This is a genomic window from Amycolatopsis sp. SID8362 (assembly GCF_010550475.1).
Lineage (GTDB): Bacteria > Actinomycetota > Actinomycetes > Mycobacteriales > Pseudonocardiaceae > Amycolatopsis > Amycolatopsis eburnea.
Map to the genome: position 1 here is coordinate 1 of NZ_JAAGNB010000535.1, position 15,798 is coordinate 15,798.

Annotated in this window: 14 protein-coding genes; 5 read left to right on the forward strand and 9 right to left on the reverse strand. The window is 71.6% G+C overall.

The annotated features are described in order from the left end of the window. The 3 genes from G3I65_RS16830 to G3I65_RS16840 all read right to left on the reverse strand — a co-directional run. Positions 1 to 563 (reverse strand): transposase (locus tag G3I65_RS16830; protein WP_160696960.1); only part of this gene is annotated, 563 nt, incomplete at its 3' end. A 387-nt stretch (positions 564 to 950) separates the two neighbouring features. After that, positions 951 to 1,439 carry a DUF5130 family protein gene (locus G3I65_RS16835; RefSeq protein ID WP_160696961.1) on the reverse strand — a complete coding sequence of 163 codons (489 nt, stop codon included), beginning with the start codon at positions 1,437 to 1,439 and terminating at the stop codon, positions 951 to 953. Next, positions 1,426 to 1,680 (reverse strand): hypothetical protein, encoded by a 255-nt coding sequence (locus tag G3I65_RS16840; protein ID WP_160696962.1) that lies wholly within the window; start codon positions 1,678 to 1,680, stop codon positions 1,426 to 1,428. Before G3I65_RS16840 ends, G3I65_RS16835 begins: the two co-directional genes overlap by 14 nt. Before the next feature lie 278 nt (positions 1,681 to 1,958). Between G3I65_RS16840 and G3I65_RS16845 the strand changes: the two genes are divergently transcribed. Next, complete coding sequence (locus G3I65_RS16845; protein WP_160696963.1) at positions 1,959 to 2,330, forward strand: hypothetical protein; 372 nt, start codon at positions 1,959 to 1,961, stop codon at positions 2,328 to 2,330. Between the two features lie 93 nt (positions 2,331 to 2,423). Here the strand turns inward: G3I65_RS16845 and G3I65_RS16850 are convergent, their stop codons facing one another. After that, a complete protein-coding gene (locus G3I65_RS16850) occupies positions 2,424 to 2,915 on the reverse strand; it encodes an HNH endonuclease (RefSeq protein WP_086862944.1) in 492 nt (163 codons plus the stop codon). A gap of 363 nt (positions 2,916 to 3,278) precedes the next feature. Here G3I65_RS16850 and G3I65_RS16855 point away from each other — a divergent pair, with 363 nt between their 5' ends. The 4 genes from G3I65_RS16855 (at position 3,279) to G3I65_RS16870 (ending at position 6,870) form a co-directional block, all read left to right on the forward strand. After that, positions 3,279 to 4,265 (forward strand): mechanosensitive ion channel family protein, encoded by a 987-nt coding sequence (locus tag G3I65_RS16855; protein ID WP_163046703.1) that lies wholly within the window; start codon positions 3,279 to 3,281, stop codon positions 4,263 to 4,265. An 82-nt stretch (positions 4,266 to 4,347) separates the two neighbouring features. Beyond that, positions 4,348 to 4,749, forward strand: coding sequence for a globin (locus G3I65_RS16860; RefSeq protein ID WP_166640197.1), 402 nt, complete (start codon positions 4,348 to 4,350; stop codon positions 4,747 to 4,749). Beyond that, positions 4,746 to 6,296 carry a glycoside hydrolase family 13 protein gene (locus G3I65_RS16865; protein WP_160696964.1) on the forward strand — a complete coding sequence of 517 codons (1,551 nt, stop codon included), beginning with the start codon at positions 4,746 to 4,748 and terminating at the stop codon, positions 6,294 to 6,296. Before G3I65_RS16860 ends, G3I65_RS16865 begins: the two co-directional genes overlap by 4 nt. A 10-nt stretch (positions 6,297 to 6,306) precedes the next feature. Continuing rightward, positions 6,307 to 6,870 (forward strand): dihydrofolate reductase family protein, encoded by a 564-nt coding sequence (locus tag G3I65_RS16870; RefSeq protein WP_160696965.1) that lies wholly within the window; start codon positions 6,307 to 6,309, stop codon positions 6,868 to 6,870. Between the two features lie 3 nt (positions 6,871 to 6,873). On the opposite strand, the gene G3I65_RS16875 is transcribed toward G3I65_RS16870, so the two are convergent. From G3I65_RS16875 to G3I65_RS16895, 5 genes are all read right to left on the reverse strand, one after another. Further along, complete coding sequence (locus G3I65_RS16875) at positions 6,874 to 7,122, reverse strand: hypothetical protein (RefSeq protein WP_160696966.1); 249 nt, start codon at positions 7,120 to 7,122, stop codon at positions 6,874 to 6,876. Positions 7,123 to 7,174: 52 nt separating this feature from the next. Further along, a complete protein-coding gene (locus G3I65_RS16880) occupies positions 7,175 to 7,810 on the reverse strand; it encodes a hypothetical protein (protein ID WP_160696967.1) in 636 nt (211 codons plus the stop codon). After that, positions 7,803 to 8,222: a thioesterase family protein gene (locus G3I65_RS16885; protein WP_160696968.1), complete on the reverse strand. Its 420-nt coding sequence runs from the start codon at positions 8,220 to 8,222 to the stop codon at positions 7,803 to 7,805. Before G3I65_RS16885 ends, G3I65_RS16880 begins: the two co-directional genes overlap by 8 nt. After that, the gene (locus G3I65_RS16890; RefSeq protein WP_160696969.1) at positions 8,219 to 13,204 is read right to left on the reverse strand and encodes an NAD-glutamate dehydrogenase; all 4,986 of its coding nucleotides are present in this window, start codon (positions 13,202 to 13,204) and stop codon (positions 8,219 to 8,221) included. The genes G3I65_RS16885 and G3I65_RS16890 overlap by 4 nt, the downstream gene beginning before the upstream one ends. A 631-nt stretch (positions 13,205 to 13,835) precedes the next feature. Then, positions 13,836 to 15,798 (reverse strand): hypothetical protein (locus tag G3I65_RS16895; RefSeq protein WP_160696970.1); only part of this gene is annotated, 1,963 nt, incomplete at its 5' end.

Genomic DNA, 15,798 nt, shown 5'->3' on the forward strand with positions numbered 1-15,798 from the left:
GGACCGCCGCAACGCGAGAGGATTTCCAGCACCGCGGGATGGGTGATCTTCGGCCCGATGGCGCGTTCGAGGGCGGGGTGGATGCCGGTGAGCAGCCCGCGGATGCGATTGCTGATCCGGGTGGCCTCACCGGCGAGGTCGTCGTCGAACCCGACCAGCACGTCCAGCTCGGCCAGCGCCTCGTCGCCGACGTCGACCGGGCGCAGGGTGTGGGGCAGGGAACGGGCGGCGTCGGCGATGATGAACGCGTCGCGGGCATCGGTTTTGGCGCGGCCGGGGTAGAGGTCGGCGATGCGGCGCATCGCCAGGCCGGGCAGGTAGGCGACCTGGTGTCCGGCGGCGCGGGCGACTGCGACCGGCAGCGCACCGATGGTGGCCGGCTGGTCGACCACGACCAGCAGCGTTCCGTGCCGGGCGAGCTTGTCGAACAGGGCTCGCAGCTTGGGTTCGGTGTTGGGCAGCGGGGCGTCATGCAGCCGCTTTCCCTGTGGGTCGAGACCGACCGCGTGATGGGCGTCCTTGCCGACGTCCAGGCCGAGAAAGACCCCGAAACTGCTGCTCATCCACCATGCCGTTCGTTCGCCGCGACGTGGTCACCGGGAGGGCATCGATGGCCGGCACCCACGTTACGACGAGACCTACCAGTTGGTGGCCGTGTCCCTATCAGCGGTCCCTCGATGCCACCAGACCCGGTGACACCACCCCCCGGATCATGGGTTCGACTGGGGGCGTTAGTCATGCCGGGCCTGGTGACCACAGTTCCTTGATCAGGAACTACGAAAAAGGTAACGGGGCGTGCCCTTGTCCAGCGTATCGGCGGCGCCCGACGAAACACCCGCAACAGCGCGAGTGGCGGTCCGGTTGTCCACATCACCGCGACGATGTGGACAACCGGCCCCGGACGTAAAAGAGCCCCGCACCTCACCGAGGTGCGGGGCTCTTGCGCGAAATCAGCGGGGCGCGGGCCCAGCCTGGTCGGACAGCATCCGCAGCGCGTTCACCAAGCCGTTGACCAGCCCGCGAACGAGGTCGCCCTCCTTGAAGGACGCCACCATGCTCGCCACCGCCAGCTTGGCGCCGCGGTCCGGGAGGCGGGTGTACGCCGTCTTGCCCGTGACGATCTCGATCTTGCGCTCGCCCGGGGAGACCGCGATCAGGACCGCGTTCGCCGGGTCCGTCGTCGTCGAGTGCAGCTTCTCCGCGGACGCGCGGCTGTCCTCGCCCAGTTCGCCGAGGTACAGGCTGAAGTCGAGGCCGGTCTCCCGGCTCGCGAACGTCAGCGCCTCGTCCAGGCGGGCCAGCTGGCGGGTGTCGAACGGGCCCGTCGGCGCGGCCGGCTCGTACATCTTCGCGGCCGACACGCGGCCGCTCGACGTCAGGGCCTCGCCGTACGCCAGCTCGGACTCGTCGACGCGCTTGGTCAGCTCACCAGTTGCCACGAGCGCCTCCCGCCGCGGTCGCGGCGCCCGAAGGCGCCTTGCTTTCGGCGCCGGCGTGCCGGTGCCCCTCGCCGACCCCGTCGGGGTTGGCGCTCCACCACATGGCCGGGTACTCCCAAGCCTGGCCGGACCGGTACCGCGGGGCGCCGCCGGACCTGCGCCGGAGCGTCAGGAGCCCGGCGAGACCGTAGATGGCCAGCGGGATCACGGCGAAGACCACGATCGTCTCGACAACGTTCACGCCGCTGAGGGTATCGGATGACCTCCGCGCCCACCGCGCGCGCCGCACTCGACCGTTCGTCGTAAGCCGGGTGCCGTCCGCCGCTTGGCTCGCGGCCACTGGAACGTTGGGGCGAAGACCGTCGGGCCGAAAGGTTGCAACTCAACGTACAGGCGGCCGCACCCGCCGCTGTCGTCTTGTCGCGGCCTTGAAATCCTCGTAGCTTTTTCACCTGTACGGGCCTTGCGCCCCGCTCCCCAGCCCCAGCAGGTAACGCACCGGTCCCAGGAGGCCTTGCCATGAACAGCGTCCAGACCCCCGCACAGGCGATCACCGAGACCTTCTCGTCACCCAGCGACATCGAATTCGTGCCCGGAACACGTGTGACGGCGGGCACAAGGGTTACCCGGGGTACACGCGTCACTCGCGGTACACGCGTGACGGCCGGAACCCGCGTCACCATGGGCACCCGGGTGACGGCGGGCACGCGGGTCACGCGCGGTACCCGGGTCACGCGGGGCACGCGCGTCACGATGGGCACTCGTGTGACGGCCGGCACGCGAGTCACCTGCGGCACCCGCGTCACGCGGGGCACGCGAGTCACCCGCGGCACGCGCGTCACCATGGGCACGCGCGTCACCTGCCAGAGCGACTACGCACTCGCCGCCTGACCCGTACCTCCAGGGACGCACGCACTACCTGAACACGCGCAAGCACCCCGGCTCGCCCCGGCCGCCACACGGCAGCCGGGGCGCCGGCATGTTTCAGGCAGCCGAGCCCAGATAGGGCTGCCAGAGCGGGTCGGCCTCTTTGGAGTGGGCGAGCAGCCGCCAGTGCGGGCCGTGGGGCGCCCGCGGGACGACGCGCAGCCGCCAGCCGATCTCCGAGAGCAGCCGGTCCGCTTTGCGGTGGTTGCACTTGGCGCAGCAGGCGACGCAGTTCGTCCAGCTGTGGGGGCCGCCCCGGCTGCGCGGCTGGACGTGGTCGATCGTTTCGGCCCGCCCTCCGCAGTACGCGCAGCGGTACCGGTCGCGGTGCATCAGCCCGGCGCGGGTGAGCGGCACCTGCGCCCGGTAGGGCACCCGCACGTACGTGCTGAGCCGGATCACCGAGGGCACCGGCAGCGACACCTTCGCCGAATGCAGCTCGATGCCGCCGGGGTCACCGTGCACCACCTCGGCCTTGCCGCACATCACCAGCACCACGGCCCGCCGCAGCGGGAGCGCGGTCAGCGGCTCGAAAGTGGCGTTGAGCAGGAGAACCCGGCGCCGGCCCCAGGCCGGAACGGACGGGTCCCGGCCTCTACTACGCTGTCCGGGCGGGCGGGTAACTCCCCCTGGGCGGTTCCCCGGCCCGGCCGGGACGGCTCCGCCGGATGCGGAACCCCCCGGATAGGCGCGCAGGACCACCTCTGGCGTCTCGTCGGCCGTGGCTTGGCCGGAGACGCCGCGGGGGCTGGGTTGTCGGTCTGGCACTCGACCACCTCCAGAGGCGTAGGCATAGTCGACCACAGAACAGCCCCCCAGCGCACGTGTGTTACAAGACGTGTCACATCCGCGCGACCCGACATCCACTTGAAGTTGGGCAGACCGACCTGATCGGAAGGATGATCGAACTCCGTGTCCCCCTTGCTCACCGTCGCGAAGCCGGCGTGCGCGACCGACCCCGGCACTTTCTGCTTCCAGGTGTACGAGGCCACCGGCAACGCGTGGCTGGCCGGCTCGGCGAACTGGCTGCTCACGAAGCCGCTGAAGATCCTGATGATCCTGGTGATCGCGTTCGTGATCCGCCTGCTGATCAGACGCCTGATCAACCGGGTCACGACGTTCCCGCGCTCCGGCGGCAAGATCCCGGCCCTGCTCCGGCCGCTGCGCGAGCGCGCCCCCGAAGTGCTCGGCTCGGCGGTCATCGAACGGCGGCGGCAGCGCGCCCAGACCATCGGCTCGGTGCTCAAGTCGATGGCCACGTTCCTGGTCTACGGCCTCGCGTTCATCCTCGTGCTGGGCGAACTCGGCCTCGACCTCGGCCCGATCATCGCCTCCGCGGGCATCATCGGCGTCGCGATCGGGTTCGGCGCGCAGAACCTCGTCAAGGACTTCCTGTCCGGCATCTTCATGATGGTCGAGGACCAGTACGGCGTCGGCGACGTCGTCGACATCGGTGAGGCGACCGGCACCGTCGAGGCGGTCGGCCTCCGGATCACCACGCTGCGCGACCTCAAGGGCACCGTCTGGTACGTCCGCAACGGTGAAGTGCTGCGCGTCGGCAACTCCAGCCAGGGCTTCGCGGTCGCGGTCGTCGACGTCCCCCTCGGCTACACCGCCGACGTCGAACGCGCGACCACCGTGCTCGCCGAGGCGGCCGCCACGGTCACCACGAGCGACGCGCTGAAGGACAACGTCCTCGAGCCGCCGGAGATGCTGGGTGTGGAAAGCGTCACACCGGAGGGCCTCCAGCTGCGCCTGACCGTGAAGGTGCGCCCGGGCAAGCAGTGGGCCGTCCAGCGCGCCCTCCGCGCGCAGCTGCTCTCGGCCCTGGAAGAAGCCGGGTTCGACCCGCCGCTCGGCCGGCTGTTCCCGAGTGTGACCCCGGCCATCGAAAAGTAGCGCCGTTACGCTGGGAAGCGGGTTCGCGACCATCCGGAAGGAGCGGGACCGGGCGTCGGGAACCCGCACCCAGGAGGGCAAAATGGAAGGCGTGTCTGCAGTGAGCGAACCGGCGAACCTCTACGAAGCGGTCGGCGGCGAACCGACGTTCCGCCGCATCGTCGGGCGCTTCTACGAAGAGGTCGCGCGCGACGAGATCCTCCGCCCGCTCTACCCCGAGGAGGACCTCGGCCCGGCCGAGGAGCGCTTCCGGCTGTTCCTCATGCAGTACTGGGGCGGCCCGCACACCTACTCCGACCGGCGCGGGCACCCGCGGCTGCGGATGCGGCACGCGCCGTTCAAGATCGGGCCGATCGAGCGCGACGCCTGGCTGCGCTGCATCCGGATCGCCGTCGACGAGGAGAACCTGGAAGAGCCGTACCGCGGTCAGCTCTGGGCGTACCTGGAGATGGCCGCGCACAGCATGATGAACAGCTTCGTATGAGAGCCGGCGCCTGGTGGCGAGATGCCGTCTTCTACCAGGTCTACGTGCGTTCGTTCGCCGATTCGGACGGTGACGGCGTCGGAGACCTGGAGGGCATCCACTCCAGGCTCGGTTACCTTGAGCTGCTGGGCGTGGACGCGCTGTGGCTGACGCCGTTCTACCGCTCCCCGATGGCCGACCACGGCTACGACATCGCCGACCCGCGGGACGTCGACCCGATGTTCGGCACCCTCGGCGACTTCGACGTCCTGCTGACCGAGGCGCACAAGCGCGGCATCAAGGTCACCGTGGACGTGGTCCCCAACCACACCAGCAACCAGCACGCCTGGTTCAAGTCCGCGATGGCGGCGAAACCGGGCAGCCCCGAGCGCGACCGGTACATCTTCCGCGACGGCGTCGGGCCGACCGGCGAGGACCCGCCGAACAACTGGGTCAGCGCGTTCGGCGGCCCGGCCTGGACGCGGGTGCCGGACGGCCAGTGGTACCTGCACCTGTTCGCGCCGCAGCAGCCGGACCTGAACTGGGCCAACCCGGAGGTCGCCGCCGACCTCGAGCGCACGCTGCGGTTCTGGCTCGAACGCGGCGTCGACGGCTTCCGCGTCGACGTCGCGCACGGCATGGCGAAGCCGCCCGGCCTGCCGGACATGGACCCGCGCGCCGACGCGCTCGGGCCCAGCCACTACTACGACCCGCGCTGGGACAACGACGGCGTCCACGAGATCCACCAGATGATCCGCAAGGTGCTCGACGAGTTCCCGGACGCGATGGCGGTCGGCGAGATCTGGGTGACCGACGAGGAGCGCCTCTCCCGTTACCTGCGGCCCGACGAGCTGCACCTGGCGTTCAACTTCCGGCTGGTGCTGACCCACTTCGACGCCGACGCGATGCGCACGGCCATCGAGCGCTCCCTGACCGTCCCGGCGAAGGTCGGCGCCCCCGCGACCTGGACGCTGGGCAACCACGACGTCTGGCGCCAGGTCAGCCGCTACGGCGGCGGCGAGGCCGGGGTCCGGCGCGCGCGGGCGATGGCGCTGGTCGAGCTGGCTCTGCCCGGCACGGTCTACCTGTACAACGGCGAGGAGCTGGGCCTGGCGAACGTCGAGCTGGCCCCGGCCGACATGGCCGACCCGCGCGCGAAGACGAGCGGCGCCGAGTTCGGCCGCGACGTCTCGCGCGTGCCGCTGCCGTGGGAGGGCGACCTCCCGCCGTTCGGGTTCTCGCGCAACCCGCGCACGTGGCTGCCGATGCCGGTGGAGTGGGCCGGGCTGACGGTGGAGAAGCAGATCGAGGACGAGGACTCGACGCTTTCCCTGTACCGCCAGGCGATCGAGCTGCGGAAGACCCATCCGGCGTTCGGCGGCGACGAGCTGGAGTGGTACGGCGCGCCCGCGGGCTGCTTCGCGTTCCGGCGCCGCGGCGGCGGGCTGGTGTGCGCGCTCAACACGTCCGCGAGCCCGATAGCGTTGCCGCCGGGTGAGGTGCTGCTGTCGAGCAGCCCGCTGGTGGACGGGAAGCTGCCGGCGGATTCGGCCGCCTGGCTGATCTGAGGGAGCTGCCGTGCGGAAACTGGTCTACGGGATGAACCTGAGCCTGGACGGCTACATCACCGCGCCCGACGGCGACCTCGGCTGGAGCGAGCCGAGTGATGAGCTGTTCGAGTGGTGGCTCGAGCGGGAGCAGGCGATCGACCTCTTCCTGTACGGGCGAAAGCTGTGGGAAACGATGGGTTCCCACTGGCCGACCGCCGACGAGCTGCCGGGCGCCACGCCGGCGGAGATCGCGTTCGCGCGGAACTGGCGGGACACGCCCAAAGTGCTGTTCACCTCGACGAAGGTCGACGAGACCCGCTGGAACACCCGCGTCGCGACCGGCGACGCGATCGCCGAGATCACCCGGCTCAAGGCGGGCGACGGCGGGCCGATGCGGGTCGGCGGTCCGACGCTGGCCGCGGCGGCCATGCGGGCCGGGCTGGTCGACGAGTACGAGATCGTCACGCACCCCGTAATCCTGGGCGGCGGCGCGCCGTTCTTCACCGCGCTCGACAGCTGGGTGAAGCTGAACCTGGTGGAGACGCGGACGTTGCCCGGCGGGGTGAGCATGACCCGGTACGAGCGGGGCTGACCGCTAGCCGCTCTGGTCGCCCGAACCGTCGTCGAAGGCGCCACTGGCCAGCCACGCCACCAGCGCGGCGGCCTGGAGGTAGGGCGCCGCCTGGGCGGCCGCCCGGCCCGCCGCACGCGTGCGGCCCCACCTCTCAGGTCTTTCGGCGCGCTCCGGCGCCAGCTCGCCCACCGGACGGTCCTGCCGCCACGGCGTCTCCTCGGCGCGCACGGCGTCGAGGAAGTCCGCGGTCGGGTCGTCGTCCGGCTTCATGACTCCAGACTGCCACCGCCCGGCCCGGACGGTGGCAGTCGTAAGGAATCCGTCAGAACAGCAGCGGCAGCAGCGCGTGGCGGCGCCGGACGATCGCGCCGTAGCGCGCGTCCAGCCGCAGCCACGAGTCCGTCGCCGACACGCGGACGACGTCCTCGGTCAGGTCCGAGTCCACGAAACCCATGCCCGACATCGCGAACAGGCAGCGCATCTGGACCTTGACCTCGGTCGCTTCGCCGGACACGGTCAGCACGGCCTGGTCCATCAGCGACGCCGGCGGGTTGCCGTGCGGACCGGCGTTGTCCCTGGCCAGGGTCACGCCCCGGTCGGCCAGCTCCGCGACGACCCGCGCCGGCAGCTCGTCGACCAGCGGCCAGCGGCCGGACGGCGGCAGTTCGCCGTGCCACAGCAGGTCACGGGCCGGGCCCGGGTCCATCCGCGGGCCGCCGGCCACGGTCAGCGCGGCGAGCAGCTCGTTGCCGGACACCGTGACGTCGCCGGGGGTGACGTCCCCGGCCACCGCGCGCGTCGCGAAGCACTCGAACGGCGTCGCCGTCCAGGCCTCGACCACGCCGTCGCCGCGCTGCCGCAGCCGGACGGCCGTCTGACCGTCCAGCCGGACCGCGCGGGCGACGAAGGCGCCGAGGGTCTCCCGGTCCGCCGCGTCCGGCACGAACAACTCAGGCATCCGCGAACCCCTGCTTCAGAAACTCCGACTCGGGCGGGCTGAGCCTACGCGGCCGCAGCGCGACCGTGTCGTACGGCGCCAGCACCGTCTCCGCGGTGACCGCCACCGGGTCGGTTCCGGCCGGCCCGGTGTGCACGCGGTAGGCCAGCGTGAAGCTGGCCGCCCGGAGTTCCGTCAGGTCGATGTCGACGCGCAGCTGCTGACCGGAGACCACGATCGGCGCCTTGTAGGCCACCTCCAGCTTGACCACGACGATGCCCTTCGGCAGCTGGTCGAGCCCCGCCTCGACGGCACCCTCGAACAGCAGCGGGATCCGCGCCTCTTCGAGCAGCGTCACCATCTTCGCGTGGTTGATGTGGCCGTAGACGTCCATGTCCGTCCAGCGCGGGCGGACGTGCGAAACGTAGGTCACCGCACCGTGCTCCGGATCTGCCGGGCCGCCACCGAAAGCGTCGCGAGGTCGAGCCGGCCGGAGTTGTGGATCTCCTCCAGCGCGACCCGCGCGCGCTGCAGGCGCGAGGAGTTCGTCTTCTCCCACTGGGCGATCTTGGCGTCCCCGGACGAGCCGGGATCGCTGTGCCGCAACGCGTCCAGCGTGATCGCCCGCAGCGAGCCGTAGACGTCGTCGCGCAGCGAGAGCCGGGCGAGGGCGTGCCAGCGGTTGCCGCGTTCCAGCGCGCTGATCTCGGTGAGCATCTTGTCGATGTCCAAGTGGTCCGAAAGCGCGTAGTACAGCTCCGCCGTCTCGGCCGGGCTGTGCGTGGCGTCCACGCCGATCTGCTGCTCGGCGAGCTCGGCCACCTCGGTGACGTCGAGCAGGCCGTAGGTGTGCAGCAGCAGCGACACGCGGCGGGCCAGCCCCTCGGGCACCTTCGCGGCGATCAGCTCGTCGACGTGCTTCTGCACCGACTCGGCCTCGCGGCCGCGCAGCAGGTCGCCGATCTTCGGGACCAGGTCGCCGAGCACGCGGCCGAAGCGCTTGATCTCCGACAGCAGCGCCAGCGGCTGCGGCCGGTTGGTGAGGAACCAGCGCGCGGCCCGGTCGAGCAGCCGCCGCGTCTCCAGCACCATCGCGTCGGCGACGTCGGTGTGCACGACGTTGTCCAGCGCGTCGATCTCCGCCCACAGCGACGGCAGGTCGAACACCTGCGTCACCACGGCGTACGCGCGCACCGCGTCGGTCGCGGTCGCGTTCATCTCCTCCATCAGCCGGTAGACGAAGGAGATGCCGCCGCCGTCGACCACCTCGTTGGCGACCAGCGTGGTGATGATCTGGCGCTTCAGCGGGTGTTCGCCGATGGCGTCCGGGAACCGCTCGCGCAGCGGCTCCGGGAAGTACTCGGGCAGCCGGGCCGCGAACACCTTCGAGTCGGGCAGGTCGCTGGCCAGCAGCTCGCCCTTCAGCTCCAGCTTGACGTGGGCCAGCAGCGTCGCCAGCTCCGGCGACGTCAGGCCCTTGCCCGCCTTCTCCAGCTCGCGGAACTCCGAGTTGCTCGGCAGCGCCTCGAGTTTCCGGTCGAACGCGCCCGCGGCCACCAGCGCCTGGACCTGCCGCTGGTGCACCGAAAGCATCGGCGCGGCGTGCGCCCGGCTGACGCCCAGGACGGCGTTCTGCCGGTAGTTGTCCGCCAGCACCAGCGCGCCGACCTCGTCGGTCATCTCCGCCAGCAGCTCGTTGCGCTGGGCCTCCTCGAGCTTCCCGGTCTGCACCAGGTGGTCGAGCAGGATCTTGATGTTGACCTCGTGGTCCGAGCAGTCGACGCCGGCCGAGTTGTCCAGCGCGTCGGTGTTGATCTTGCCGCCGTTGCGCGCGAACTCGATCCGGCCGAGCTGGGTGAGGCCCAGGTTGCCGCCTTCGCCGAACACCTTGACGCGCAGCTGCTTGCCGTCGACGCGGATGGCGTCGTTGGCCTTGTCGCCGGCCGCGGCGTGGCTTTCGGTCTCGGCCTTGACGTAGGTGCCGATGCCGCCGTTCCACAGCAGCTCCACCGGCGCCAGCAGGATCGCCTGGATCAGGTCCATCGGCGCCAGCGCAGTGACGCCCTCGTCGAGGCCGAGGGCCGTGCGGACCTGCGGGCTGATCGGGATCGACTTCGCCGTGCGCGGGTAGATCCCGCCCCCCTCGCTGATCAGCGAGCGGTCGTAGTCGTCCCACGAGCTGCGCGGGAGGTCGAACAGCCGGCGCCGCTCGGCGAACGTCGCGGCGGCGTCCGGGTCCGGGTCGAGGAAGACGTGCATGTGGTTGAACGCCGCGACCAGGCGGATGTGCTCGGACAGCAACATGCCGTTGCCGAAGACGTCGCCCATCATGTCGCCGATGCCGACGACGGTGAAGTCCTCGGTCTGGGTGTCCTTGCCCAGCTCGCGGAAGTGCCGCTTGACGCTCTCCCAGGCACCCTTCGCCGTGATGCCCATGGCCTTGTGGTCGTAGCCGACCGAGCCGCCCGAGGCGAACGCGTCACCCAGCCAGAAGCCGTACTGCGCAGAGACCTCGTTCGCGATGTCGGAGAACTTCGCGGTGCCCTTGTCGGCCGCGACCACCAGGTAGGAGTCGTCGGCGTCGTGCCGGACGACGCCCGGCGCGGGCACGGTCTTGCCCTCGATCCGGTTGTCGGTCAGGTCGAGCAGGCCGGAGATGAACATGCGGTAGCAGGCGATGCCCTCGTTGAGCTGGGCGTCGCGGTCGATGCTCGCGTCGCCGGTGACGGCAGGCGGCATCTTCACGACGAAGCCGCCCTTCGCGCCGACCGGCACGATCACCGCGTTCTTCACCGCCTGCGCCTTGACCAGGCCGAGGATCTCGGTGCGGAAGTCCTCCCGCCGGTCCGACCAGCGCAGGCCGCCGCGCGCGACCTCGCCGAAGCGCAGGTGCACGCCCTCGACGCGCGGCGAGTACACGAAGATCTCGAACTTCGGCCGCGGCTCGGGCAGCTCGGGCACGCCGGCCGGGTCGAGCTTGATCGCCAGGTACGGCCGCGGCTTCCCGGCGGCATCGGTGACGTGGTAGTTCGTCCGCAGGGTGGCCCGGATGACCGCCATCAGGCGGCGCAGGATCCGGTCCTCGTCGAGGCTGGTGACCTCGTCGATCATCGAGCCGAGCTCGCTCGCCAGCGCTTCGGTGGCCGATTCGCGGTCGGTCTCGCCCAGCTTCGGGTCGAAGCGGGCCTCGAACAGCCGCAGCAGCTTCGTGGCGACCTGGGTGTGGTTCAGCAGCGTGTTCTGGATGTAGTCCTGGGAGAACGCGCTGCCGGCCTGGCGCAGGTACCGCGAGTACGCGCGCAGCACGGCCACCTGGCGCCAGGTGAGCCCGGCCCGCAGGACGAGCCCGTTGAGGCCGTCGACCTCGGCGTCGCCCCGCCACGCGGCCTCGAAGGCGTCCTGGAAGCGGTCGCGCAGCTCGGTGATCGCCCCGGCGTCGCTCTTGGCGATCACCTTCTGATCGATGCGCAGGCCGAAGTCGTAGATCCAGCACGCGCCGCCGTCCTCGCGGTGCAGCTCGTACGGCCGCTCGTCGACGACCTCGACGCCCATCGCCTGCAGCACCGGCAGCACCTTGGACAGCGTCACGCCCTCGCCGCGCAGGTAGAGCTTGAAGCGCCGCTCGCCGGGCTCGGCGTCCGCCGGCAGGTAGAACGACAGTGCGAGGTCGCCCTCGTCGGTCAGCGAGTCGAGGGCGCGGAGGTCGCCCAGCGCCTCTTCGGCGGTGAAGTCCTCCTTGTAGCCCTCGGGGAAGACGCCCGCGTAGCGCTGGCCCTGCTCGGTCGCCGACTCCTCGCCGACGATCCCGACCGCGACCCCGCCGTCAGACCGCTCGCGGCGCTCGTCGAGCACCGCCTCGACCATCCGGTCGTCCCAGCTGCGGACCGCGGCGTTGAGCCGCTCCTGGATCCGCTGCGTGTCCGGCTCCAGGCGGCGCGCGGGATCGGTGTGGACCATGAAGTGCACCTGCGCCAGCACGGTTTCCCCGATCCGGGCGCTGTACTCGAGCTGGGTGCCTTCGAGCTCTTCGAGCAGGACTTCCTGCATGGCCAGCCGCGACCGCGTGGTGTAGCGGTCCTGCGGGAGGTAGACGAGGCAGGAGTAGAAGCGGCCGTACGGGTCGCGGCGCAGGAACAGCCGCAGCCGTCGGCGGTCCGACAGCGTGATCGCGCCGGTCGTCGTCGCGTAGAGGGAGTCGGTGTCGGCGGAGAACAGGTCGGCGCGCGGCCAGTTCTGGAGAACTTCGAGCATCCGCTGGCCGGAGAAGGACTCCATCGGGAAGCCGGCGCGGTGGATGACCTCGCGGACCCGCTTGCACACCACCGGGATGTCGAGAACGTTCTCGTGCAGCGCCGTGGTGGTGAACATGCCGAGGAAGCGGTGCTCGCCGGTGACGGTGCCGTCGGCGTCGAAGGTCTTCACGCCGACGTAGTAGGGGTAGACCGGCCGGTGCACGGTCGAGGGCGCGCTCGCCTGGGTCAGCACCAGCAATGTCGGCGCGAGCGCGGTGGCGGCGGTGTCCGGGCCGGCGGTGAGGCCGCGGGCGGCGAGGCTGTCCTGGCGCAGCACGCCGAGACCGGACGCCAGGACCGCGCGCAGGGCGGGGTCGTCCGATTCGGGGTGCGGGTTGTCGACCAGCTCGTAGCGGCGGTAGCCGAGGAAGGTGAAGTGGCCGTCGGCCAGCCAGCGCAGCAGCCGCGCGCCCTCGGCGACCTCGGCCTGGGGCAGCTTCGGCGGGTCGGTCTCCAGCTCACTCGCCAGGTCGCAGGCCGTCTGGGCCATCTTCTCGGCGTCCTCGACGACCTCGCGGACGTCGCCCAGCACGCTGGAGAGCCGGTTGTCGAGCTCGCGCGCGCGGTTGCGGTCGGTGACGAAGTCGATCTCGATGTACATCCACGACTCGGCGGCCGAGTTCGCGGGCGGCTCGCCCGGGTCCGCGTCGGGGTGGACTTCCTGCAGCTCACCGGTCAGATCGCGGGTGACGACGACGATCGGGTGGACGATCCGCTGAACCTGCACCCCGTCGCGCGCGAACTCGGCGGCGATCGAGTCGACCAGGTACGGCATGTCGTCGGTGACGACCTGCACGACGGTCGCTTCGCGAGCCCACCCGTCCTCGGCGACGGTCGGGTTCAGCAGCCGCACGGCCGGGCGGCCGGGCATCCGGTGCTTCGCCAGCTGCAGGTGCGAGCGCACCGCGCCGACGAGGTTCACGGCCTCGTCGCCGACGATCTCCTCGGCCGGGATGTGCCGGTAGTACAGCCGGATGAGCTCACCGATCTCCGGCGCCAGCCCCGCGGCGGCGTCGATCAGGTCGTCCCTGATCTGCTCCGGGCTGGCCGGGGCGCGCTGGCCGAACTCGGGTTCGGTTTCCGCGCCGGTTCCGGATGGGGACGAGACTCCGGTCGAGCTCATTTGAGACAACTCTCCAGTTTGCGTGAGGTGGCACCGCGCCGGCTCGTCGTTGAGCCGGACCCACCCCACACTAATGCGCCGGGCCGCGGTGCCACACGAAGACCCGGAGGTTGGTCCGAGCGGAAAAACCCTTTCGGGCCAGCGGATTCGCGGTATCGGTAAAGCTACCGACGGGTTGTGTCCAAGGGGCTCGCGCGGCGCTGACCAGCCATGCTGGAGGGTGGTCTGCGGGTCGGCGTCGAACGTGATCGGTTCAGCTGCCGGGGTGCGGCACCGCTCGGCGAACGTTGTCGGCCGGTCGGCGACGCTTGGCGGAGCCGGTTGCCGTGGTGGTGGGGGTGGGGCAGGTCGGCGACGGAACGGGACGTCTCGGCGCCCCGGACGGGGATCGGCGGAACGCTCCCGCTGCTTGCCGGATGTCATGAATGACTCATTCATGACATCTGACGACATGAATGAGTCATTCATGACATCGCTGCCGCGGCGCGGAGGCGGCCAGGCGGGATCAGGCGCCCGAGCTGCGGCGGCCGGGCAAGGTCAGCCGCCCGAGCACGCTGTGGCGGGAGCAACCAGTCCCCCGAACCGCAGCCGCGGAAGCAGCCAGTCGCCCGAACCGCAGCGGCGGGGGCGGCTAGTCCCCCGAGCCGTGGCGGCGGGAGTCCGAGACCTCGGCACCGTGGCCGTTGCGGCCGTGGCCGTTTCTGCGGCCCGTGTCCTCGGAGCCCAGCTGCTTCACCAGCGCGGCCGCGCTCGCGGTGCCCGCCTGGTGTTCGGCCAACGCCCGGGCGAGGAGGTCGGCGAGGCCGGCGTCCGGGGGTGGCTCGTCCTCCGCGATGGCGCGGGCGTAGCTCTCCGGGAACGGCGCCGTCGCCGGGGTCCAGTGGCCGAAGTCCTCCATCGGCTCCAGCGACGGGGGCATCCGCAGCCGCGGCAGCCAGGGCTCGGCTTCGTCCCGGTAGTCCGGCGCGGACGGCGGCTGGTCCTCCGGACGCGGCGGCGGCGCGAGTTGCGGCTCGGGACGTTCGTCGGCGCGGGCGCCGTCGGCGTCCTCCGCACGGCGACGGCCCCCGGCACCCCCGGACGAAGAAATGCCCAGGCGGTCCAGCACCGACCGCGCGGCGACGGACCCGTGTTCGGAGTCGTGCCGCGTCGACGGCTGCGGCTCCCGGCGCGACCGCGGCTCGGGCTCCCTCTCGGCAGCAGGCTCCGGAGCAAGCGGCAACGCGGGCGTGACGCGCGTCGGCGCCGACTCCCGCTCGGCAGCGGTCTCCTTCAGCCGGGCTTCGGCCAGCGCCGCCCAGGAGAACTTCGGCTTCCCGCCCGTCGCGGGCTCGGCCTCGCGGCGGCGCTCCGCTTCATGGCCACTTCCGGTCTGCACGGACTCGGACCGACGCCCCGCCCGCTCACTCTCGACCGGCTCCGGCCGCACCTCCGCCTCATGCCCACGCTCGACCCGCGAGGACTCCGACCGATGCCCACCCTCAACCGACGCCGCTCCCCGCACCGATTCGGACTGCGCCTCGACCGGCTCCGGCCGCACCTCGACCTCACGCCCACGCTCAACACGCGAGGACTCCGACCATCGCGCACCCTCAGCCGACGCCGCTCCCCGCACCGGCTCGGACTGCACCTCGGCCCGCTCGCGCCGCACCTCGACCGGCTCCGGCCGCACCTCCGCCTCACGCCCACGCTCAACACGCGGCGACTCCGACCGACGCACACCCCCGACCGACTCCGCCCCCCGCACCGGCTCGGACTGCACCTCGGCCCGCTCGCGCCGCACCTGCACCGGCTCGACCCGTGCTTCGACAGGGACCGGCTCCGCCCGCACTTCGACAGGCTCGGGCCGAACCTCGACACGCTCGACGCGCGCCTCGGCCCGCTCGCGCCGCGCCGGCTGGAACTCGGGCTCGCGCTCCCCCGCCGTCCGAACCTCCGCCGTCTCACGCCCCCGCTTGGGGACCACGCGCACCACAGGCCGCGACTCCGCCGACCGCACCTCGATCGGCTCGACACGGGACGCCGCCGGCTCCGGCCGCCGCTCCACCACAACCGGCTCCGGGCTGGCCGACGCGGGCTCGTCACGGATCGCCGGCATCACCATCGTCTCGGCCGCGTCCGCCGTCACCCGGGGCCGTTCGAACGACCACGCGGGCGCCTTCTCCTCACGCCCAGAAGCCTCAGACGACCCGGAAGACCCGAACGACCAGGCAGGCGCCGGAGCCGACGGCTCGGCCACCGGAACCGGCCGCGAAGGCACCGCCTTCAGCACCTCGTCAAGATCCACCGAAGCCGGCTCGCCGGTCCCGAACTCGCCGGCCAGCACGCTGCACGCCTGCCGCCGGGCCCGTGCGTGCAGCTGTTCGGCCGCCCGCGAGCGGTACAGGCACGCGATGGCCTCCTCGGCCCGGCCGAACCGCTCCTCCAGCTGCGCCAGCTCCAACCACAGCCGCGCGGTGACCGCCGGGAGACCGTGCCGTTCGGTGCTCGCCACGGCTTCGCGGACCAGCTCGGTCGCCGCCTCGCCCGAACCCGCGGGCAGGTGGACGCGGGTCGCCACGGCCAGCCGCAGCCAGCCCATCGGGGCGACGCCC

What these genes read in the sequence shown, in the direction of transcription:
- G3I65_RS16865 (WP_160696964.1), top strand. Translation starts at nt 4,746, where the DNA reads ATGAGAGCCGGCGCCTGGTGGCGAGATGCCGTCTTCTACCAGGTCTAC.
- G3I65_RS16875 (WP_160696966.1), bottom strand. Translation starts at nt 7,122, where the DNA reads ATGAAGCCGGACGACGACCCGACCGCGGACTTCCTCGACGCCGTGCGC.
- G3I65_RS16880 (WP_160696967.1), bottom strand. Translation starts at nt 7,810, where the DNA reads ATGCCTGAGTTGTTCGTGCCGGACGCGGCGGACCGGGAGACCCTCGGC.
- G3I65_RS16860 (WP_166640197.1), top strand. Translation starts at nt 4,348, where the DNA reads ATGGAAGGCGTGTCTGCAGTGAGCGAACCGGCGAACCTCTACGAAGCG.
- G3I65_RS16890 (WP_160696969.1), bottom strand. Translation starts at nt 13,204, where the DNA reads ATGAGCTCGACCGGAGTCTCGTCCCCATCCGGAACCGGCGCGGAAACC.
- G3I65_RS16845 (WP_160696963.1), top strand. Translation starts at nt 1,959, where the DNA reads ATGAACAGCGTCCAGACCCCCGCACAGGCGATCACCGAGACCTTCTCG.